This window comes from Parvularcula oceani, assembly GCF_000733125.1.
Taxonomy (GTDB): Bacteria; Pseudomonadota; Alphaproteobacteria; order Caulobacterales; family Parvularculaceae; genus Parvularcula; species Parvularcula oceani.
Genome location: NZ_JPHU01000002.1, coordinates 155,286 through 174,683 on the forward strand (window position 1 = coordinate 155,286; position 19,398 = coordinate 174,683).

Genomic DNA, 19,398 nt, shown 5'->3' on the forward strand with positions numbered 1-19,398 from the left:
TCAGTGTCCATGGGTATGCTTGGTGGCCGGCAGCGGCGGCGCCTCGCCCTGCGACAGGCTGCGATAGTCGCCGTGGAAGGTCACCGTGCGGACGGTCCGCCCCCCTTCGTTTTTGATCTGCACGCGGTTCGACCAGCCCGGGATGAGATCGGCATAGATCGCGCTGCCCTGGAGCTCCGCCCGCTCGGGGTGGAGCTGGTAGATGTAGAGGTAATTGCCCTCGAGTTCCGCGCCCAGGATCCTGGATTCAGCCTTCCCCGACAGGTCGAGATGGTCGCGCGCATGAGCGGCGATCCGCGCCTGCTGCGCGGGATCGCTCAGCTGCGGATTCTGTTCCCCGAGCGCGCGCAGGAGGTTCATCGCGTCGGAGGCGTGCAGGCGGTGCGTGATCTCGAGGATGTCCCGCTCCTGCTCGCTTACGGGCACGATGGTGATTTCCACCTCGGGCTGGCGGTGGGCTGCGGCGGGCATGGCGGCCATCAGGCCGAGAAGGACCAGCGCGATCAGTCTCATGATGGAATGTCCTCTTCTGCGGCCTGCTTCATAGCGGCGAGGCCGCGCGCCATGAAGACGGAGAATGCCGACCTTGCAAAGCGTTCGGTCAGTGGCCGGATCATGGGATGGGCGGGAATGAAGGCATAGGTCCAGACGAGGCCGGTTCCGGCCGAGCCGGGTTCGAAGTCGAAGCGCCCCTCCGCCTCCCGGACGAGGAGGCGGGCGAGGCCGGAGAAGCCATCGACGCGGTAGCGGAAGAGGCGCGGGGGCTCGGCTTCGAGGATTTCCTCGCGGACGCCCCCGCCCCTCTGGAGGATGCGGCGGCGCGCGCCCTTCCGGCCCCATTCCGGCCCGGGCAGCGCCTTCGTGCCGGTGACGCCGGGCACGCCGCCGCCGCCGCGAAGCACGCGCTCGGGCCTCATGGCGAGGAACCAGTCCCACACCGCGCCGCCCGGCCTGTCGATCCGGACGCGCTCGGCATGGGTGACGGGCGCGCCCGCCTCAGGGCGCGCCGCCCCGTTCATTCGCCGGACGCATCGCCCGCTTCGAGAGGCACCATGTCCTCTTCCTCGGCGTCGCGATCCGTCTTCTGATCACCCTCCAGCTCCTCGAGCGCGCGGGCCATCTGGTTGTCCGGCGTGTAGGAGGAGCGGTAGAGCTCGAAGCGGCTGCGCGTCAGCTGCGAGGGGAAGGCGTTGTTCGAGCGGTCCGCATCGGCGATCTCGTGATTGTCGTCGAGGCTGACCGAGGCGAGCGGCTTGTCGAGGATCATCAGCTTGGTGACCCTTTCCGCATCGCGGCGCCAGATCTCGGCGGGGATCATCATCTCCTCCATCGACCCGTCCTCATAGGTGAGGGTCAGCGGGATCGGCATGACGAGGCCGCCGACATTCTCGAAGTCCATGAAGTAGACATAGGGATCGCGTTCGGTCGCCATCTCGAACACCGCGCGCTCCCGGGCCGACAGGCCGTCGAGGAAGCTCTGATAGGCGTTCCGGTCGGCATTGGTGACCTCGAAGCGGTCGTTCTCGTTATAGAAGTCGCGCAGCTGCGGGCGGCGCTGCACCCGGGTCTGCCGCCCCTCCTCGCGGTTGCGCTGCTGGGCGAGAGGCTCCGGCACCAGCCGCTCGCGCTCTTCGCGGGCGAGGGCGAACTCTTCTTCGGGGTCCTGGGTCGAGATGCGGTATTCGCGCACGCCCGAAATGCCGATATCGACATGGTCGGTCGTGAACCACCAGCCGCGGAAGAACCAGTCGAGCTCCTTGCCGGAGGTCTCTTCCATCGAGCGGAAGAAGTCGGCCGGCGTCGGGCGCTTGAACTTCCAGCGGCGCGCATATTCGCGGAAGGCCGCATCGAAGAGGTCCCGGCCGAGCACCGTCTCGCGCAGGATCGTCAGCGCGGCGGCGGGCTTGGAATAGGCGTTGGGGCCGAATTGCAGGATCGAATCCGACTGCGTCATGATCGGCACCTGATTGGTGCTGGTCATGTAGCCGGTGATGTAGTCGAGCACGTTCGGCTCGCCGCGGAAGGCGGGATAGTCCTCCTCCCATTCCAGCTCGGCGACATATTCGAGGAAGGTGTTGATCCCCTCGTCCATCCACGTCCACTGGCGCTCGTCCGAGTTCACCGTCATCGGGAAGTAGATGTGCCCGATCTCGTGGATGATGACGCCGATCAGCCCGTATTTGATGTCGCGGCTATAGGTGATCTCTCCGTCCGGCGCATCGTCCGCGTTCGGACGGTAGCCGTTGAAGGTGATCATCGGGTATTCCATCCCGCCGCGTTCCCAGGTGTTGACGGACTGGGCGGTGGGATAGGGATAATCGAAGCTGAAGCGGTTATAGACGTCCATCGTGTGGATGACCGCCTCGGTCGAATATTGCGACCAGATCGGCTCGGCTTCCTGCGGGTAGAAGCTCATCGCCATGACGAGCGGGTTCTGCGCGCCCTCCTGCTCGAAGCCCATCGCGTCCCAGATGAACTTGCGGCTCGACGACCAGGCGAAGTCGCGCACATTGTCCGCCGAGAAGCGCCAGGTCTTGGTGCCGTCTTCCTTCTCGGCCGCGTTCTCGGCGGCCTCTTCGGGGGTGACGATGAAGACCGGGTTCTCCGCATCCCGCGCCTCGCGCAGGCGGCGGCGCTGCTCTCCGGTCAGGACCTCGCGCGGGTTCTGAAGCTCGCCGGTCGCGGACACGATGTGGTCGGAGGGCACGGTGATCGCGACGTCGTAATCGCCGAATTCCAGCGTGAACTCGCCGCGGCCCAGGAAGGGCTGGGTGTGCCAGCCCTCATAGTCGGTGAAGGCCGCCATGCGCGGGAACCACTGGGCGAGGAAGAAGATGTAGTCCTCGGCCTCTTCGTCCGGCACGTCGCCGGGGAAGCCTTCATAGCCGCCGCGCCCGCCGATGACGGGCTCGTTGATGATGTTGAAGGCCCAGTCGATGTTGAGCGTCGTCTCGCCGCCCGAGCGCAGCGGCTCCGGCAGGTCGATCCGCATCAGCGTGTCGACGACCGTGTAGTCGAGATCCTGCCCGCTTGCATCCGTGATGCTCTTGACCTCGAAGCCGTGCTCGGTCGCATCGAAGGCCATCTGCCGGGCGAGGACGCCGTAAGGCAGGCTGTCATTCGGTCCGCTGCTCTGGCGGCGCGTGCCGGCCGTCGAGGATGTCTCGGACATCCGCGCGAGGGAGCCGTCCGCGAAGCGGTTCTGGTCCATCAGCAGCCACACGTAACGCAGCGTGTGCGGCGAGTTGTTGGTGTAGGTGATGGTCTGGGAGGCGTCGATGCGCTTCTCGTCCTCGTCGAGCGCGACCTCGATCGAATAATCCGCCTCCTGCTGCCAATAGGCGGGCCCCGGCTCGCCCGTCGCCGCGCGGTAGACGTTCGGCGTGGGAAGCTCGGTGTCGATCCGCTCGAAGGCGCGGGCGCCCGAGCCGACGCCTGTGAAGGTCGGCGTCTTCTGTGCGAGTGCAGGCGTGACGGCGAGGGCGGCGAGACCCGCCGCGGAGAGGAGAATGCGCTTCATTACTGCCCTTTGTCCCGTGTCTTGCGGCGCAAACTGGCGGCTCGGCGGCCCAAAGGAAAGACCCGCCGCCGGGATTGGTTAATCGCGGTACCTCTCCACCCGCCTGCCGTGTGCACGAGGCCTGCGCCCGCTGGGCGCTCAGGCGCTGGCGATCTCGGCGAGGATCGCGCCCGCCGCCTCTGCCGGCGCGGGCGCCTTCACGATCGGCCGCCCGACGACCAGCCGGTCGGCGCCGGCGCGGATGGCGTCTTCGGGCGTCACGATGCGCTTCTGGTCGTCCGCCGCCGCGCCTTTGGGGCGAATGCCCGGCGTGACGATGCTGAGCCTGTCGCCGAAGCGCTCGCGGATGGCGCGCGCTTCTTCGGCAGAGGCGATGACGCCGTTCGCGCCATGCTCTGCCGCCATCTCCGCGCGCCTGAGGACGAGGCCCTCGAGCGGCGTGTCGATGCCGTGGGCGGAGAGGCTCTTCTGGTCCCAGCTCGTCAGCACGGTCACGACGAAGACCTCGAGCCCCGTATCGCCCCGTCCGGCAACGGCGCCGCGGATCGTATCGGGATCGGCATGAACGGTCAGCATGTCCGCGCCGTTCTGCGCGATGCTGCGCGTGCCCCGCTCCACCGTCGCGCCGATATCGAGGAGCTTGGCGTCGACGAAGACCCGCTTGCCGCGCGCATGAAGGCGCCGCGCCATCTCGTAGCCGCCCAGCGGCAGGAGCTGATAGCCGATCTTGAACCAGGAGACGCGCTCGCCGAGCAGGGCGATCAGGGTCTCCGCCTCGGCGCCGCTGGGCAGGTCGAGGGCGACGATCAGGCGGTCTGCGGGTGTCGGGGTAGGGGTCACGCGGCTGTCTTTCGTCTCGGGGCCTTGCCGGCGGGCGAAGCCTTCTGCGGCGGCTCCGGCGTCTTGTCCTTGAAGAGGCAGATATCGCTGATCTCGCAGCGCCAGCATTCGGGCCGCCGCGCCTTGCAGGTATAGCGCCCGTGCAGGATCAGCCAGTGATGCGCGTCGCGCGCGAATTCGGCCGGCGTCACCTTCACGAGCCTGTCGGACACCGCATCCGCCGTCTTCCCGCGCGCGAGCCCCGTCCGGTTCGACACCCGGAAGATATGCGTGTCGACGGCGATGGTGGGATGGCCGAAGGCGACATTGCGCACGACGTCCGCCGTCTTGCGCCCGACGCCCGGCAGGCTCATCAGCCCTTCCCGGCTCTGCGGCACCTTGCCGCCATGCTCTTCGATCAGCTTCCGGCTGAGGGCGAGAACGTTCTTCGCCTTGTTCCGCCACAGCCCGATCGTCTTGATGTATTCGGCGAGCCCCTCCTCGCCCAGGGCCACCATCTTCTCGGGCGTATCGGCCACCTCGAAAAGCGGGCCCGTCGCCTTGTTGACCGAGACATCCGTCGCCTGCGCGGACAGGGCGACCGCGACGACCAGCGTATAGGGGCTGTCATATTCGAGTTCGGTCTTGGGCTCGGGCAAGGCCTCGGCCAGCCGGGCATAGAGCGTGCGGATCTCGGCGCGGGTCAGGTTGCGGGGCATGATGCGCTGCTAGCGCGCGCCGCCGACGCGGGAAAGGCATGCGGACGCTCAGAGGCGGTCGAGCGTTCCGGTCTCGCTGGCGAGCAGGTAGTAGAAGGCCACGCGATGCTTCTTTCTGGCCTGCGCCATCCGGGCGCAGACGGCGAGGAGCGCGGTCATGATCTCCTCGTCCGATCGGCTCTCGTCCAGGCGCAGCCGCTTCTTCGCGAACCCGTCGCGGATCGCGAGGAGCTCGGCCCGGTCCTCGCAGGACACGTAGCGGCCGCCGCGGGTGCTCAGGGCGATGCCGAGGCGCCGCACGATCGCCTCGACCTTTTCGGAATCGGCCGCGGCATCATAGGCGCGCACGTCCGAAAGATAGCGGTCGCCATCCAACATGGCTCTCTCCCTCCGCCCCCCGGCCACAAGGATACCCGCTTGCAGCGGCAGCATGCAAAAAGCTTGCGAAGCTGTGACGCCAGGTCCTCTTGCAGGCTGCGGGGGCGGACCTAGTCTTGGCGCCATGGCCTCAGCGCTCACCATCGAGAACATGCCGCCCTCTGCGGTGGGCCGGGCCGCCGGCGCGCCGCTCGATCCCGTCGGCGAGGACGAGGATTTCCGCTTTCACGCGCTGCTCTATCCCAACCGGTCGCTGACGCCGGACGGCTTTCGCCGCGTGATCGGGCTCGTCGTGGGGGTGAACCTGATCAACGCGATCATCTATGTCACGCTCGGGGCCTGGCCGGTGGCCTTCTTCTGCGGCGTGGACATCCTGATCGTCTGGCTCGCCTTCCAAGCCTCCTATCTCAGCGGGCGCCGGCACGAGCGGGTGATGCTGACGGAGGACGCGCTCTGGGTGAGCCGGGTCCTGCCCTCGGGCCACGAGACGCGATGGAAGCTCAATCCCTATTGGGCGCGGGTCCGGATCGACCGCCCCGTCCGGCACGAGACCCAGCTGCGCCTGACCGAGAAGGGCCGCACGCTGGTGCTCGGCAGCTTCCTGTCGCCCAAGGAGCGCGGAGAGCTGGCCGAGGCGCTCGACAGCGCGCTGTGCGAAGCGCGCGCCTGACACGCGTGAAGGCTCGGTAGGCAAGCTTTACGCGCCTTGCGCGCCTCCCTACCTTCAGCGCCCTGCCTCGCGGAGACGCTGTCCTTGCTGACCTATTTCCTGATCGCCGCCCTGATCCTCGCCGTCCTCTGGGGCCTCTACGCCCTGTGGAGCCGCGGCGTGAACGCCGATATCGCCGAGGGCGCGCAGGCGGAATGGCGGCGCTTCCAGCGGCAGGACCCGCAACTGCTCGCGGGGATGACCGAGGACCAGTTCGCGCGCATCTATGCCCGCGTCGAGAGGCCGCGCTTTCCCGCCTATATGCTCGGCGCGATCACCGCCTTCGCGATCGGCACGCCCGCCCTGCTCGCGGTGATGAATGCCGCGGCCTATTTCGCGGATCGCGCGGGCATGATCGCGCAGCCGGCCGAGGCGGCGAGCTATCTGCGCTTCGACGAGAGCGGCGCGGCCACGCTGGCTGGCCGCGTCAGCCCCGAAGCCCTGCAATACGTGCTGCAGGGCTGGGCGGGCTTCTATTACTTCTTCGGTCTTCTGTTCTTCTGGGTGCTCGTGATCTTCGTCGCTATGCGCCGCTATCACGCTCGGACGCCAGGGTTTCTTCGGGAGGAGGTGTTGCGCTCTCGGTGAGGCCGTCGCCGGGCAGCGCGGGCGTGGTGTCCTGCCGGTTCCGCTCGCCTTCCTCGGTCCGCGCATCGGTGCCAGGATCGTAGACCGTATCGGCGCGCGCAGGATCGAGCACGAAGACCCGGTCGCAATACATGCACTCGACATAGCCCTTATCCCCGATGGTGTAGAACACCTTGGGGTGGCCGAGCGCGCCGCCGCCGGGGCCGGTCGGGCCCATGCAGGCGACGCGGCGTTCGCCGACGAAGAGCACCTCCATCGCGTCCCGGTCATAGACGATCTCGTCCAGCACCTCCGAGAAGGGGCGGACTTCGGTGTGGTGGGGCTGCTTTTCTGCCATAAGACGCGGTCCGTCCGAGGATTGAGACTGCCGGACCTGTGCCACGGGCGGCTCAGCTTCTCAAGAAGGCCTTGAGATCCGCCGTCAGCTTGTCCGCATGCGTGGCGAAGAGGCCATGGGGCGCGCCCTCGTATTTCCTGTACTCGGCCTGTGGCACCAGTTCGGCCACCCTGTCCGCCGAAACCTCGATCGGAACGGTCTGGTCGGCCGTGCCGTGGATGAGAAGGGTCGGCAGGTCGAAGGCCTTCATGTCCTCGCGGAAATCCGTGCCCGCGAAGCTGTCGCCGCATTTGAGCGTCGCATGCAGCGAGCCCTGCATGGCGAGCGATTGCGACCAGTCGAGCCACGCCTCGGACACGGCGCCGGGATTCTCGTTCACGCCGTAGAAGCTTCGCGCGAAGTCCTTGAGGAATTGCGGCCGGTCCTCGCGCAGGCCCTTCTCTATGTCCTCGAAGACGGAAGGGTCGACCCCGCCGGGATTGTCGGCCGTCTTCATCATGTAAGGGGTGACCGCCGAAATCAGCGCTGCCTTGGTGATGTTGTGCCGGCCATGGCGCGAAAGGAAGCGCGCGACCTCGCCGCCGCCCATGGAGAAGCCGACGATCGCGGCTTCGCGCACTCCCGCCTGGTCGAGCAGCGACCAGAGGTCGTCGGCCAGCGTGTCGTAGTCGTATCCCGTCCAGGGCTGCGCCGACCGGCCGAAGCCGCGGCGGTCATAGGCGAGCACCCGGTATCCCGCCTCCGCCAGCGCCTGGGTCTGGTGCTCCCACATGTCGGCGTTGAGCGGCCAGCCATGGATCAGGACGACGGCGGGCCCGTGCCCGATATCGCGCACGAAGAGCGGCAGGTGGTCCTTGGAATCGAAATAGGGCATCGAACCCTCCCTTGGGCACATGTTCGCCGGCGCGAACGCGCCGCCCGCTGCAGAAGTTCGCACCCGGCTGCGATTGACGCGGGCGCCTTCCGCGCCGACATCCGCCCCATGCCCGATGACGCACGCCCCCTCTCCCCCGCCTTGCAGTCGCAGCAGCCGATCGCTCGCGCCGCCACGAGTTCGGACGCGGCCATCGCCGCGCGCGGCCTGCGCAAGGTCTACAAGGGCACCAAGAAATCGGGACCGAAGGAAGCGCTCAAGGGCATCGACCTCGAAGTGCCGCGCGGCTCGGTCTTCGGGCTTCTGGGCCCCAATGGCGCGGGCAAGTCGACCTTCATCAACATTCTCGCGGGCCTCGTGAACAAGACCGAGGGCGATGTCTCGATCTGGGGCTTCGACATCGACAAGAACCCGCGCCAGGCCCGCGCCTCGATCGGGGTCGTCCCGCAGGAGATCTCCACCGACGTCTTCTTCACTCCCAAGGAAGGCCTCGAAATCCAGGCCGGCCTCTACGGCGTGCCGAAGTCCGAACGCCGGACGATGGAGATTCTTCGAAACCTGGGTCTGGAGGACAAGGCCGATTCCTATGTCCGGTTCCTCTCGGGGGGAATGAAGCGCCGCCTTCTGGTCGCCAAGGCCATGGTGCACGACCCGCCCGTGCTGATCCTCGACGAGCCGACGGCCGGCGTCGACATCGAGCTGAGAAAGCAGCTCTGGGAGCAGGTCATGCGCCTTCACGAGCGCGGCGTGACGGTGATCCTGACGACGCATTATCTCGAAGAGGCGCAGGAGCTCTGCGACACGATCGGCATCATCCACAAGGGCGAGGTCGCCACCGTGAAGCCCAAGGACGAGCTGATCGCCAGCCTCGACCGCAAGGCCCTGATGATCGTGCCGGACGAGCCGATCGAAGCCGCCCCCTCTCTCGGCGCGCTCTGCGGCGCGGAGGTGCGCGGCGGAAATCTCTATGTCGACTACCGGCCCAGCGAGACGCGGGTCGGCGACATCCTCTCGGCGGTCAACTCCGCCGGGATCTCGGTCAAGGACCTCTCCACCGTGGAGGCCGATCTCGAAGATGTCTTCCTCGAGCTGACCTACGGCTCCGACAGGAGTTGAACCCGCCGCGGACTGTGACCTGCGCGCATCGACCGCGCGCGGGCCGCAGGCGTTTTCGAACAATCGGCTCGACGCTCGCTTCCATCATGCCTAACGTTTCGGAAAGGGGAGAGGAACACACTCTCCCATAACCGACGCCCATAAGGGTGCGCTCAGGGAGTGAGATTATGACACGACGCCTCGCAATGCTTTGCGCGGTTTCCACCGCCGCCCTCGCCTGCGGTTCCGCATTCGCACAGGAAGACGACATCACGCAGGACGAGCCCCGGCGAGAGCGGGCGGGCGCCATCGACCAGCTGACCGACGTCATCACCGTCACCGCGACCAAGAGCGCCAATCCCGAGAACGTGCAGGACGTGCCGATCGCCATGACGGCTTTCGGCGAGGAAAGCCTCGAAGTCCTGAAGGTGCGCGACCTCGAAGACCTTAGCTTCTCGACGCCGAACGTCTCGCTCGAGGATGTCGGCACGTCGCGCGGCACGGCCAACTTCTCGATCCGCGGCCTCGGGGTGAACTCCTCGATCCCCTCGATCGATCCCGCGGTCGGCGTCTTCGTGGACGGTGTCTATCTGGGCGTGAATACGGGCGTCGTCTTCGACATTTTCGACCTCGAATCGATCGAACTCCTGCGCGGCCCTCAGGGCCTCCTCTTCGGGCGGAACACGACCGGCGGCGCGGTGCTGATCAATACCGGCAACCCCACCGACGAGTTCTCGGCCAAGGCGCGGATCGCGACCGAGACGCCGGTCGATGACGGCCGCGGCACCTGGAACACCTTCGTGCAGGGCACGGTCTCCGGCCCCATCGTCGAGGGCAAGCTCAACGGCAAGCTCAGCGCCTATTACAACAAGGATGGCGGCTATTTCGAGAATCTCGAAAACGGCCAGGACTTCGGCAAGGCCTCGACCTATATCGCCCGCGCCGCGCTCGAATGGTTCCCGACCGACAGGCTGAGCGTTCTCGGCAAGATCCAGTATTTCGACTCCGACGGCCAAGGCCCGGCGGGCCAGAACCGCGGCTTCTTCGAGCGCGACACCTTCGACTTCGCGATCGACGAAGAGGGCGACTACAAATCAGAGAACTGGTTCGGCACGATCCAGGCCAATCTCGACGTCGATTTTGGCGATGGCGAGATCGTCAACATCTTCGGCTATCGCGACGGCGACGGATCGACCGTCGGCGATATCGATTCGACCGATCGCTTCTTGTTCCACTCGGGCACGGAGTTCGCGCAGGACCAGATCTCGAACGAGCTGCGCTATGCGGGCACGTTCGACAAGGCGGACATCACGACCGGCGTCTACTACTTCCAGCAGGACGTCTCCTACACCGAGACGCGGGATATCACCCGCGACCTGCCCTTCCCCTTCCCCGACGTGCCGAACCCGAACGCGCCGCCCACCTTCTATGGCGGCGGGGAGCAGGACCACACGGTCTGGGGCGCGTTCGGCCAGATCGACTATTCCGTCACCGAGCGCCTGACGGCGACGGCGGGCCTGCGCTACTCCCATGAGGACAAGGAAGGCGCGGTGACCTATATCCGCCCGCGTCCCGAATGCTCCGTCGTCGGCGGCACCTGCCCGACCTCGGGCACGAATCCCTTCACGGGCGAGCCCAACGACTTCACCGACGATGACAGCTGGGAGAACTTCACGCCGAAATTCGGCCTGCAATACGACACCGGCGAAGGCGCCCTCGCCTATGCCTCCTACACCAAGGGCTTCCGCTCGGGCGGCTACAATTTCCGCATCACGGACGTGCCCGTCTTCCTGGAGCGCGTCGTCCCTGCGCTCGGCGGCTTCGCCTTCGACGAGGAGGAGGTCGACGCCTATGAGCTCGGCGCCAAGTTCCAGTCGAACGACCGCCGCCTGACGCTGAACACCGCGCTCTTCCTGACCGAGATCGCGGACATGCAGCGGGAGGTGAACGTCTCCGATCCCGGCGCCGCGGTCGTCCAGAACATCGTCAACACCGCAGATGCCCGGATCAAGGGCTTCGAGATCGACGGCCAGTACGTCATCTCCGACAGCCTGCTGGTCATGGGCAATATCGGCCTGATCGATGCCGAATACGAAGAGGTGCTCTACGACCTCACCGGCGACGGCCGCGTGACCCAGGCCGATCTCGAGCTCAAGCTGCCGCGCGTGCCCGAGGCGACCTATGGCGCATCGGTCATCCACGACCTCGATCTCGGCGATGCGGGCGCGATCGTCTCGCGGGTCAGCTATCAGTACCGGGACGAGGTCGCCTATACCGACAACAATCTCGGCTGGATCCAGGCCGCGGACATGCTGGATGCGAATATCGCCTGGGAAAGCCCCTATGAGGGCGTCTCGGTGGCGCTTTACGGCAAGAACCTCCTCGACGAGGTCCAGGCCGGCAACGACACCCAGCTGCCCTTCGGCGGGCCGCTGTCGACCGGCGTGGCCGAGCCCTTCGCCTTCTATCCGCAGGGCGGCACGCTCGCCCCGCTCAAGAAAGGCCGCCTGATCGGGATCGAGCTGATCCTCGAACGCTGAGGGGCGGAGGGCCGGCTGAGTTCCTCAGTCGGCCCGCTTCACATATTCCAGCGTCTCGGTGTTCACGACGATCTTCTGCGGCATGGAGATATGCGGGGGCACCATGACCCGCAGGCCGTTTTCGAGCACGGCGGGCTTGTAGGACGAGCTCGCCGTCTGCCCCTTCACCGTCGGCTCGGTTTCCGCGATCTCGAGCGTCACCTGCTCGGGCAGGGCGACGCCGATGGGACGGCCTTCATGGCTTTCCACCGTGACCTGCATGCCGTCCTGCAGGAAGGCGCGGCGCTCGCCGACCAGCTCCTCGGGGATCGAGATCTGCTCATAGGTCTCGGTGTCCATGAAGACGAGCATGTCGCCTTCCTCATAGAGGAAGGTGTGCTCCTTCTGCTCGAGGCGCACGCGCTCCACCGTCTCGGAGGCGCGGAAGCGCTCGTTCAGCTTGCGGCCGTCGAGCAGGTTCTTGAGCTCGACCTGCGCATAGGCGGGGCCCTTGCCGGGCTTCACCGCCTCGGTCTTGACCGCGACCCACAGGCTGTCCTGGTGCTGGATGACGTTGCCGGGACGGATTTCGTTGCCGTTGATCTTCATGAGAACCTTGTCTGCAGGACGCGCGCGCCGCGCAGCGTCAGGGAAGAAAGAGCCGCCCCGCCGAACAGGACGGACGTCCAGAAGACATCGCCGAGCAGCGTGGCGCGGAAGAAGGGCACCGCGGCGAGATAGCATTCGGCAAGGCCCGCCGGCGTATGCGGATACATGGACCCGAAGGCCCAGACCGCGAAATTGGTGAGGACGAAGAAGGCGCCGGCGCCGCCGAGCGCGGCGAGCAGCGCCCAAGGGAAGGCCGCCATGGCGCCCCTGGGCACGATTCGCGCGAACAGCGCCGGAAGCGCCAGCGCCGTCCACACGACCGCCTGGACCCTCAGATCGTAGAAGCCGACAACCGCATCGGACACGGCCATGATCCCGACGGCGAGAGCGGCGCCGAGCCAGGCCCGCCCCGTCATCCAGGCCGCGAACAGCGCCAGCGCCGCCACCGGCGCCAGGTTCGGCGCATGCGGCAGGAACCGCCATGCCATGGCGAGGACGCCGAGGCCCAGGACCAGCCAGACCGCTTGCGGGATCGGGTTGTGTGTGTTTCGCATCGCCCCGCTCCTGCCAGAGCCTCGCAAATCCCGCAAGCGACCTGCATCCATGTCGCACTGCAGCAACGATTTGAGGTTGTGCAGACACTCCCGGTCCCCGTAGTCTCCGCGCCAAGAGCCGCCCAATGAAGGCGGACGGGAGGAAACGGCCCTACCGACGGGTCCGCAGCCAAGACCGGCGCGGACCCGTTTCTCCATAGGGCGCTGCGCACGTCTCCACAGAGCCACGTCTCCACAGAGCGCTGCGCACGGCCGCCGCCCTCTTTCACTCCCCCCGCACGAAGATGTCGCCTGTCGGCGGCAGGCCACCGTCATCGAAGATCCGCGCCAGCGCGCCGAGCGTGACCCATTCGGGCAGATGCATGTCTGCACCATCGGTGCGGATGACATTCGCCTTTCCGAATCCGAGCGCCTCGAGGCGCCGGAGGCAGTCGTGGAGCCGATCCCCCTCCTCGCGGTGATATTCGATGGAGAGGCAGGGGACCGGGCGGGAGAGGCCCGCCAGCACTTCGCGCTCCAGACCTTCCACGTCGATCTTGCAATAGGCCGGCATCCCATGCTCCGCGACCAGCGCATCGAGCGTGGTCACCTCCACCTCGACCCGCTCTTCGGGACCGCCGAGACCGCCCTTCCCCAGATGCTCCCAGTCGCCCCGCAGGCTAGAGGAGGCTGCGAGGTCGTGGAAATGCAAGGTCGCGCGGCCCGCCTCCTCCGCGACTGCGGCGGGCACCACTGTGAGATTTCCGTTGCCGCCGAACTCGTGGCGCAGCACGGCCACGCAGCCCGGATTGGGCTCGACGGCCACGACGCGCGCGCCGAGCCGCAGGAATGTCTGGGCCTTGTGACCGAGATTGGCGCCGACATCGAAGACGAGATCGCCCGGAGAGAAGATCTGCCGGTAAAGCCGGGCGTCCCGCTCGAGGGATGAGCGGACCGCCGGGCTCAATCGCCGGTAGACATGGCGGGCCTGCGGAAACACCCCGAGCCTATGCGCAGCACGCTTGAGGACTTTCCGCATGACGAGCCCCCGCTTCCGACGGAGGAAGCGTGTCCGTCCGGCCGCAGCCCGTCAACGATCCCGTTCAGCGCTCAATCGTTCTCATAACTGCGCCCGGCGACGCGGATGCCGTCTCCGCGCGCCTCGACCTCGCCTTCGGCATCTTCGATCTCGATATCGCCCGAGCCTTGCGTGAAGAGGCGCGGCGCCACCGCGAGGCCGCCGAAGATCAGGTCGCCCGAGCCGTGAACCGAGCCTTCGAAGGCCTCCGCCCGGCCTCCGGAGATCTTCACGTCGCCGGAGCCGTTGACCCCGGCGCTGACACGGCCCGCGATTTCTCCGACCGAGATGTCGCCCGAGCCGTTCACGAAGGCCTGGAGGCCGGTCCCGGCCCGGTTCGCCTCGATATCTCCCGAGCCGTGAACCTCCAGGACAGCCTCGCCGCCGATTTCCCCGAGGATGATATCGCCCGATCCGTCGATGCGGGCCGAGACGTCTTCCGCCACATCGCCGCCTTCGATATCGCCAGAGCCGTGGACCGAAAGATCGGCCTCCCGCGCCGCACCGAAGCGCAGGTCGCCGGAGCCCGAGATCGCCGCTTCCAGCGGGCCGGAGATGTCGCCGAGCCTGTAATCGCTCGCGCCCTCGACCGAGATGTCGGCCGCGGCGGCATTGCCGAGGCTGGCCACGACATAGAGATTGTCCGCCGCCTCGACCCGGCCGGCATCGCCGGAGACCCGCAGGCGCAGCGCCGAGCCTTCGAAGGTCAGGTCCGCGCCCTCGGGCGCCTCGATCTCGACCAGCGGATAGCGCTCCAGCATCTCGTTGAAGTGAGGGTTCTCGCCACCCTGCATCTGGATCACGCGCCCGCCGCCGAGCTTGAGGCCGATCGGCCCGATACGGATCTGCGCGTCCCGGTCGTAATCCCGCCAGAACCGGTCGGGATCGATGCCCCGCTCTCCCGCGATGCGCAGGAGGCCGTCCTCCTCCGTCACCGCCAGTGGGCGCTCCTCGCCGCCGCTCACCCTGACGGTGACGGCATCCGCATCGGTCAGCCGGACGCTCACCGTTGCGATGGCATCGTCGATCACGATGCCCGTCACGTCGTCGAAGCTGTCCTGCTGCGCCATGGCGGGCGCGGCCGACAGGCCGAGGGCTGCCGCGCCCGCAAGGAGCAGCGCCCGCCGCCGGTTCAAGGTCTCGATCATGGTCATCGTGCTCTCCCGTAACGCTCGACCGGGCGCAGGTAAGCACGAGTGATCTTATCGACAAGCGATAAAGACAGGCGCGGCCGCCTCAGCCGCCGAGCGCCTCCGCCGCCTCGTCGTCCAGCTCGAAATTGGCGTAGACGTTCTGCACGTCGTCGAGATCGTCGAGCGCGTCGTAGAGGCGCATCATGGTCTCGGCCTTCTCGACGCCGAGCTCGATCGTGTTCTGCGGCCGCCAGTCGAGCTTGGCCGTGTTCGGCTCGCCGAAGCGCTCCTGCAGCGCGTTCGAGACCTCGTTGAGATCCTCGGCCGCGCAATAGATCGAATGGCCTTCCTCGGAAGAACGCACATCCTCGGCCCCCGCCTCGATCGCGGCTTCGAGGACCTCGTCCTCCGAGCCGATCTCGGCATTGTAGTCCACGAGACCGACACGGTCGAAGCCGAAGCTGACAGAGCCCGTCTCGCCGAGATTGCCGCCATTCTTGGTGAAGGTGCTGCGCACCTCGGAAGCGGTGCGGTTGCGGTTGTCGGTCAAGGCCTCGACGATGACGCCGACGCCCTCGGGGCCGAAGCCCTCATAGCGGATTTCCTCGTAATCGTCGCCCTCGCCCGCCGTCGCCTTGCTGATGGCGCGGTCGATATTGTCCTTGGGCATGGATTGCGACTTGGCGTTCTGCACGGCGAGGCGCAGGCGCGGATTCATGTCGGGATCGGGCGCGCCCATCTTGGCGGCGACCGTGATTTCCTTGGACAGCTTGGAGAAGAGCTTGGAGCGCTTGGCGTCCTGGCGCCCTTTGCGGTGCTGAATGTTGGCCCATTTGGAGTGACCGGCCATGAGAACCTCCGGATGTCGAGTTTTGCGGAGCCTGTAAGCCTGCGGCGCGGCCGCTTCAACGCCGCAAAGACGGCCCGGCGCCATTCACGGCCGAAGGGCGGCGGCGAGATGGTCGATCAGGGCCCGCAGGCGAGCGGGCATGGGACCGCCCGGCGGATAGAGGACATGGAGGTCGAGGCTCGGCCACTCATGGTCCGCGAAGAGCTCGACGAGGCGTCCCGCCTCGATGGCGGGGGCGAGAACGAAGCGCGGCTCGCAGACGAGGCCATGCCCCCTCGCGGCAAGTTCGGCGGCGAGGTCGCCATTGTTCGTCGCGACCCTCGGGCGCAGCGCCGCCTGGCCGGGCTCGCCCGGTCCCGTCCAGCTGACGAGCTCTCCGCGCGCGACATTGGAATAGACGAGGCCGGGCAGGCCCGCGAGATCGTGCGGCGTCCGAAACGGCCCCTCTCGCTCTATGAATTCGGGACTGGCGCAGAGCGCGAAGGGTACCGAGCAGAGCCGCTTCGCGATCAGCGAGGAGGAGGACAAGGCGCCGATGCGCAGAGCGAGGTCATAGCCCTCTCCGACGAGGTCCACGGCGTCATCGGAGAGGTTGAGGTCCACATCGACTTCCGGATGGGCCTCGAGGAAGCCGCTCAGCACGTCGGGCAGCGCATAGAGGCCGAAGGAGAGCGGCGCCGTCATCCGGACGGTGCCGGCGATGCGGCCGCCTTCGGCGCGCAGGCCGTCCTCGAGCGCATCGAGATCGCGCAGGAGCCGCTCCGCGCCGCGAAGATAGGTCCGCCCCGCCGCCGTCAGCAGGAGCCTGCGGGAATCCCGTCGAACGAGCTGCGCGCCGAGGCGCGCCTCCAGCGCCTTGAGCCGGCGGGAGACGGCGGAGGGCGCAACGCCCATGGCCTCGGCCGCCGCGGTGATCGTTCCCTCCCGCGCGAGAAGGCGGAAGGTCTGCATGTCCTCGAAGCTATCCAAGGCGGACGGTCACTCCGCCCGCTGCCAGACCTGCGTCTTGCAGATGAAGGTCCAGCAGCCCTCGACCTCCAGCGCATCGCCCTCGCGGCGGATTTCCGCCCCATAGGTGCGGTCCGCCTCGGGGTCGAGGATCTTGCCGTCCTCCCAAGCATCCTCGTCGCGCTCGAAATCCCACAGGAGCCGGGTGCCGAGCACCTCCTGCCCCGCCTCGCCCGAGCCTTCCGGCACGGAGGTCAGCGTGCCGCAGGGCGTTCCGTCGCCGCAATCTTCGATCGTGACGACGCCGCGCCCGCCCTCCACCTGCCAGCGCCCCCAGACATCGAGCGCGGCCGCTTCGGGCGTGGCCTGCATGAGGAGGGCGAGAGTGGCGAGAGCGGACATGGGTGTCTCCTGATCGAAAGCGCCTGACTGAGCTAGAACCGCGGCAGGGCCTCGGCCAGCCGGCCGCCCACCCGCAGCGCCTCGGCGCGCACGGCGAGGCCGGTGCGGTCGTCGGTCTCGACCACGATGCCGCAGACCGTGGCCTCTCCGCTCGCCGGCTGCATGCGCTTGCCGCGCATCTTGGTGACGAAGCTCTCCAGGATCGGTCCCTTGTCCATGCCGATCACGCTGTCATAGTCCCCGCACATGCCCGCATCGGTCTGATAGGCCGTGCCGCCGGGAAAGATCTGCACGTCCGATGTCGGCACATGGGTATGGGTGCCGACGACGAGGCTCGCGCGGCCGTCCATATAGTGGCCGACGGAATATTTCTCCGATGTCGCCTCGGCATGGACGTCCACCACGATGGCATCGGCTTCGCGACCGAGCGTGACCCCCTGGAGCTCCCGTTCGAGGGCGGGCACCATGTCGTCCATCGGATTCATGAAGCGCTGGCCGTGCAGCTGGACGACCAGCACCATGCGGCCGCTCTTGGATTCGTAGAGGCCCGCCCCGCGGCCGGGATTCGAAGAGGGGAAATTGGCAGGCCGCAGGAGGCGCCGCTCGTCGTCATAGAGTTCGACATCGTCGCGCTGGTCGAAGGCGTGATTGCCGGAGGTCAGGCAATCCGCGCCGGCGGCGAAGAGGTCGTCGGCGATTTTGGCGTTGAGGCCGAAGCCTCCCGCCGCGTTCTCGGCATTGATGATGACGAAGTCGAGGCCGAGCGTGCGGCGCAGCCCGGGCAGGCGCTCGCAGACCGCGACGCGGCCCGAGCGGCCCATGATGTCACCGAGGAAGGCGATGCGCATAGGGAAGTCCTTTCGGCGCTTCCGCTAGCATGGCTCCGCGGGCGTTGCGCCCCCCTCCCGCGCGGAAGCGCCCTATGCTGTCTGCGCGACGAGGCTCAGGGCCGGCTTGCGCATGGCCGAGAGGACGGCGTGCAGCGATTCGACGCTGCCCGGCCCGTCGGTCACGGCCAGCGCGCGGCCGAGTTCCGCGGCGTAGTTCGCGGCGCAGACGACGCTGATCTCGGGCTCGAGGAAGATCAGGCGGCCGCCTCCCATGATGAAGGCGTGCCACTGCTCCAGCGCCTCCCGGCGGCGCCAGGCGGGGGCGATCAGAACGTCGGGGAGCGCCTGCTGGGCCGCCTCGTCCGAGACGGCCTCGATGCCCGGCAGGGCCTGGCCGTCGACGACGGCGGTCACGAGGTCTTGGGTCAGCCCCGCCTGCCGCAGCATGGCCGCGACGCGCGGTCCGCCGTCGAGCACATAGGCATGCTCGAAGCGCCGCTGCATCTCGGCGGCGATGTCGGCGGCCTCTTCCGCGCGCCGGGCATGGCGGGCGGCGAAGGCGCGATAGGGCGGGTGGCCGTGAAGGGCGAGGCTCGCCTCCTCGTCCCACAGCTTGGCGAGCCCCTCTGTCCAGGGCGCGTAGTCATGGCCGGAATAGTCCGAATGGGTCAGGAAGAGCCGGATCGAGCCGCCGGAGGTCTCGGTCATCGAACCGCGCACGATGCGCAGGCCGGCCGCGCGGGAGAGCCGTTCGAGAACCGAAAGCATATAGACGGCGCGGGCTTCGTCATGGAAGGCGCTGCCGAGGGTCTTGGTCAAGGCGAGAACGGCATAGGGCGTCTCGAGCACGAGGACTCCGTCATCGGCGAGGCGCGACTTGGCCCGCATCAGAAAGGCGAGCGGATCCTCCTCGCGCTCCAGCGCGCCGATCGCGGTGATGAGGTCGAAGGTCCCGAAGCCCGCCTCATCGAGCGCGGCCTGCCCCTCCTGCGTCGCGAAGTCCTCGGCCAGCCCGAAGCCCCAGTCCTGCGGACCCGAGGCGGACAGGCGCGGATCGAGGCCGATCGGCGCAATCCAGCGGGGATAGGCGGATAGGAGGCTGCCATTGCCGCAGCCGATGTCGAGAGCGCATCCATCGCGCGTCGTGAGCATTTCGAGCGCTTGGTGCGCGGCGGCGCGCAGGCGGTGCTGTTCGGTCCAGCTCGGCTCCGGCGCGGGCGCGAGGGGCGCGTCAGGGCACATCGTCGCGCGCTGCAGGAGCCCGCAGCCATGATGGCCCTCGCCGTCGCCGCAGAAGACCCAAGGACCTTCGCCCGGCAGGGCGAAGGCCTCGGTGAGTTCCGTGCCTTCACAGGCTCTGCAGGTGGCGATGCGTTCTTGCGGCATGGACGTCCCCGGAAATAATCGGTCGGACGTTCCCCTAGCGAGCTACAGTTAAGTCGCCATGAAGCGGCCGG

At 67.5% G+C, this 19,398-nt stretch carries 21 protein-coding genes; 4 read left to right on the forward strand and 17 right to left on the reverse strand.

The features are described from left to right. From IE88_RS0103085 to IE88_RS0103110, 6 genes are all read right to left on the reverse strand, one after another. A complete protein-coding gene (locus tag IE88_RS0103085; protein ID WP_031549994.1) occupies positions 1 to 513 on the reverse strand; it encodes a DUF6702 family protein in 513 nt (170 codons plus the stop codon). Continuing rightward, a complete protein-coding gene (locus IE88_RS0103090; RefSeq protein WP_031549996.1) occupies positions 510 to 1,019 on the reverse strand; it encodes an SRPBCC family protein in 510 nt (169 codons plus the stop codon). Before IE88_RS0103090 ends, IE88_RS0103085 begins: the two co-directional genes overlap by 4 nt. Further along, positions 1,016 to 3,520: a M1 family metallopeptidase gene (locus IE88_RS0103095; protein WP_051881446.1), complete on the reverse strand. Its 2,505-nt coding sequence runs from the start codon at positions 3,518 to 3,520 to the stop codon at positions 1,016 to 1,018. The genes IE88_RS0103090 and IE88_RS0103095 overlap by 4 nt, the downstream gene beginning before the upstream one ends. 138 nt (positions 3,521 to 3,658) lie before the next feature. Then, positions 3,659 to 4,360 (reverse strand): orotidine-5'-phosphate decarboxylase, encoded by a 702-nt coding sequence (gene pyrF / locus IE88_RS0103100; RefSeq protein WP_031549999.1) that lies wholly within the window; start codon positions 4,358 to 4,360, stop codon positions 3,659 to 3,661. Further along, positions 4,357 to 5,058 (reverse strand): endonuclease III, encoded by a 702-nt coding sequence (gene nth / locus IE88_RS0103105; protein WP_051881447.1) that lies wholly within the window; start codon positions 5,056 to 5,058, stop codon positions 4,357 to 4,359. Before nth ends, pyrF begins: the two co-directional genes overlap by 4 nt. Before the next feature lie 48 nt (positions 5,059 to 5,106). Further along, positions 5,107 to 5,436: a DUF2853 family protein gene (locus tag IE88_RS0103110; protein WP_031550001.1), complete on the reverse strand. Its 330-nt coding sequence runs from the start codon at positions 5,434 to 5,436 to the stop codon at positions 5,107 to 5,109. 124 nt (positions 5,437 to 5,560) lie between these two features. Here IE88_RS0103110 and IE88_RS0103115 point away from each other — a divergent pair, with 124 nt between their 5' ends. Then, on the forward strand, positions 5,561 to 6,106 hold the full coding sequence (locus tag IE88_RS0103115) for a DUF2244 domain-containing protein (protein ID WP_162178289.1): 546 nt from the start codon (positions 5,561 to 5,563) through the stop codon (positions 6,104 to 6,106). Between the two features lie 84 nt (positions 6,107 to 6,190). Beyond that, on the forward strand, positions 6,191 to 6,733 hold the full coding sequence (locus IE88_RS0103120; protein WP_156032343.1) for a hypothetical protein: 543 nt from the start codon (positions 6,191 to 6,193) through the stop codon (positions 6,731 to 6,733). Here IE88_RS0103120 and IE88_RS16215 read toward each other — a convergent pair. Together IE88_RS16215 and IE88_RS0103130 are read right to left on the reverse strand one after the other, a co-directional pair. After that, on the reverse strand, positions 6,669 to 7,070 hold the full coding sequence (locus IE88_RS16215) for a zinc-finger domain-containing protein (RefSeq protein WP_036766496.1): 402 nt from the start codon (positions 7,068 to 7,070) through the stop codon (positions 6,669 to 6,671). The two genes, IE88_RS0103120 and IE88_RS16215, sit on opposite strands and share 65 nt — an antisense overlap. Before the next feature lie 52 nt (positions 7,071 to 7,122). Beyond that, complete coding sequence (locus tag IE88_RS0103130; protein WP_031550009.1) at positions 7,123 to 7,944, reverse strand: alpha/beta fold hydrolase; 822 nt, start codon at positions 7,942 to 7,944, stop codon at positions 7,123 to 7,125. Between the two features lie 108 nt (positions 7,945 to 8,052). On the opposite strand from IE88_RS0103130, the gene IE88_RS0103135 reads away from it, so the two are divergent. Both IE88_RS0103135 and IE88_RS0103140 read left to right on the forward strand, forming a co-directional pair. Then, positions 8,053 to 9,060 carry an ABC transporter ATP-binding protein gene (locus IE88_RS0103135; RefSeq protein ID WP_031550011.1) on the forward strand — a complete coding sequence of 336 codons (1,008 nt, stop codon included), beginning with the start codon at positions 8,053 to 8,055 and terminating at the stop codon, positions 9,058 to 9,060. Positions 9,061 to 9,227: 167 nt separating this feature from the next. Then, positions 9,228 to 11,579: a TonB-dependent receptor gene (locus IE88_RS0103140; protein ID WP_031550014.1), complete on the forward strand. Its 2,352-nt coding sequence runs from the start codon at positions 9,228 to 9,230 to the stop codon at positions 11,577 to 11,579. A 24-nt stretch (positions 11,580 to 11,603) separates the two neighbouring features. Here the strand turns inward: IE88_RS0103140 and efp are convergent, their stop codons facing one another. The 9 genes from efp to IE88_RS0103185 form a co-directional block, all read right to left on the reverse strand. Next, positions 11,604 to 12,167 carry an elongation factor P gene (efp, locus tag IE88_RS0103145; protein ID WP_031550017.1) on the reverse strand — a complete coding sequence of 188 codons (564 nt, stop codon included), beginning with the start codon at positions 12,165 to 12,167 and terminating at the stop codon, positions 11,604 to 11,606. Then, positions 12,164 to 12,721 carry a DUF6580 family putative transport protein gene (locus IE88_RS0103150; RefSeq protein ID WP_031550020.1) on the reverse strand — a complete coding sequence of 186 codons (558 nt, stop codon included), beginning with the start codon at positions 12,719 to 12,721 and terminating at the stop codon, positions 12,164 to 12,166. The genes efp and IE88_RS0103150 overlap by 4 nt, the downstream gene beginning before the upstream one ends. Before the next feature lie 265 nt (positions 12,722 to 12,986). Beyond that, on the reverse strand, positions 12,987 to 13,739 hold the full coding sequence (locus tag IE88_RS0103155; RefSeq protein WP_051881448.1) for an FkbM family methyltransferase: 753 nt from the start codon (positions 13,737 to 13,739) through the stop codon (positions 12,987 to 12,989). Between the two features lie 71 nt (positions 13,740 to 13,810). Next, positions 13,811 to 14,932 (reverse strand): GIN domain-containing protein, encoded by a 1,122-nt coding sequence (locus tag IE88_RS0103160; RefSeq protein WP_031550026.1) that lies wholly within the window; start codon positions 14,930 to 14,932, stop codon positions 13,811 to 13,813. 82 nt (positions 14,933 to 15,014) lie between these two features. Further along, positions 15,015 to 15,761, reverse strand: coding sequence for a YebC/PmpR family DNA-binding transcriptional regulator (locus IE88_RS0103165; RefSeq protein ID WP_031550028.1), 747 nt, complete (start codon positions 15,759 to 15,761; stop codon positions 15,015 to 15,017). 84 nt (positions 15,762 to 15,845) lie between these two features. Beyond that, positions 15,846 to 16,730: a LysR family transcriptional regulator gene (locus IE88_RS0103170; RefSeq protein WP_031550031.1), complete on the reverse strand. Its 885-nt coding sequence runs from the start codon at positions 16,728 to 16,730 to the stop codon at positions 15,846 to 15,848. A 9-nt stretch (positions 16,731 to 16,739) separates the two neighbouring features. Next, complete coding sequence (locus tag IE88_RS17080) at positions 16,740 to 17,111, reverse strand: DUF2147 domain-containing protein (RefSeq protein ID WP_051881449.1); 372 nt, start codon at positions 17,109 to 17,111, stop codon at positions 16,740 to 16,742. A gap of 32 nt (positions 17,112 to 17,143) precedes the next feature. After that, positions 17,144 to 17,959 (reverse strand): TIGR00282 family metallophosphoesterase, encoded by an 816-nt coding sequence (locus tag IE88_RS0103180; protein ID WP_031550037.1) that lies wholly within the window; start codon positions 17,957 to 17,959, stop codon positions 17,144 to 17,146. A gap of 72 nt (positions 17,960 to 18,031) precedes the next feature. Continuing rightward, positions 18,032 to 19,327: a class I SAM-dependent methyltransferase gene (locus IE88_RS0103185; RefSeq protein WP_031550041.1), complete on the reverse strand. Its 1,296-nt coding sequence runs from the start codon at positions 19,325 to 19,327 to the stop codon at positions 18,032 to 18,034. Positions 19,328 to 19,398: the final 71 nt, after the last annotated feature.

What these genes read in the sequence shown, in the direction of transcription:
- IE88_RS17080 (WP_051881449.1), bottom strand. Translation starts at nt 17,111, where the DNA reads ATGTCCGCTCTCGCCACTCTCGCCCTCCTCATGCAGGCCACGCCCGAA.
- IE88_RS0103090 (WP_031549996.1), bottom strand. Translation starts at nt 1,019, where the DNA reads ATGAACGGGGCGGCGCGCCCTGAGGCGGGCGCGCCCGTCACCCATGCC.
- IE88_RS0103160 (WP_031550026.1), bottom strand. Translation starts at nt 14,932, where the DNA reads ATGACCATGATCGAGACCTTGAACCGGCGGCGGGCGCTGCTCCTTGCG.
- IE88_RS0103115 (WP_162178289.1), top strand. Translation starts at nt 5,561, where the DNA reads ATGGCCTCAGCGCTCACCATCGAGAACATGCCGCCCTCTGCGGTGGGC.
- IE88_RS0103180 (WP_031550037.1), bottom strand. Translation starts at nt 17,959, where the DNA reads ATGCGCATCGCCTTCCTCGGTGACATCATGGGCCGCTCGGGCCGCGTC.
- IE88_RS0103130 (WP_031550009.1), bottom strand. Translation starts at nt 7,944, where the DNA reads ATGCCCTATTTCGATTCCAAGGACCACCTGCCGCTCTTCGTGCGCGAT.
- IE88_RS0103085 (WP_031549994.1), bottom strand. Translation starts at nt 513, where the DNA reads ATGAGACTGATCGCGCTGGTCCTTCTCGGCCTGATGGCCGCCATGCCC.
- IE88_RS0103185 (WP_031550041.1), bottom strand. Translation starts at nt 19,327, where the DNA reads ATGCCGCAAGAACGCATCGCCACCTGCAGAGCCTGTGAAGGCACGGAA.
- IE88_RS16215 (WP_036766496.1), bottom strand. Translation starts at nt 7,070, where the DNA reads ATGGCAGAAAAGCAGCCCCACCACACCGAAGTCCGCCCCTTCTCGGAG.
- IE88_RS0103150 (WP_031550020.1), bottom strand. Translation starts at nt 12,721, where the DNA reads ATGCGAAACACACACAACCCGATCCCGCAAGCGGTCTGGCTGGTCCTG.
- IE88_RS0103155 (WP_051881448.1), bottom strand. Translation starts at nt 13,739, where the DNA reads ATGCGGAAAGTCCTCAAGCGTGCTGCGCATAGGCTCGGGGTGTTTCCG.
- efp (WP_031550017.1), bottom strand. Translation starts at nt 12,167, where the DNA reads ATGAAGATCAACGGCAACGAAATCCGTCCCGGCAACGTCATCCAGCAC.
- IE88_RS0103140 (WP_031550014.1), top strand. Translation starts at nt 9,228, where the DNA reads ATGACACGACGCCTCGCAATGCTTTGCGCGGTTTCCACCGCCGCCCTC.
- IE88_RS0103095 (WP_051881446.1), bottom strand. Translation starts at nt 3,520, where the DNA reads ATGAAGCGCATTCTCCTCTCCGCGGCGGGTCTCGCCGCCCTCGCCGTC.
- IE88_RS0103165 (WP_031550028.1), bottom strand. Translation starts at nt 15,761, where the DNA reads ATGGCCGGTCACTCCAAATGGGCCAACATTCAGCACCGCAAAGGGCGC.
- IE88_RS0103110 (WP_031550001.1), bottom strand. Translation starts at nt 5,436, where the DNA reads ATGTTGGATGGCGACCGCTATCTTTCGGACGTGCGCGCCTATGATGCC.
- IE88_RS0103135 (WP_031550011.1), top strand. Translation starts at nt 8,053, where the DNA reads ATGCCCGATGACGCACGCCCCCTCTCCCCCGCCTTGCAGTCGCAGCAG.
- nth (WP_051881447.1), bottom strand. Translation starts at nt 5,058, where the DNA reads ATGCCCCGCAACCTGACCCGCGCCGAGATCCGCACGCTCTATGCCCGG.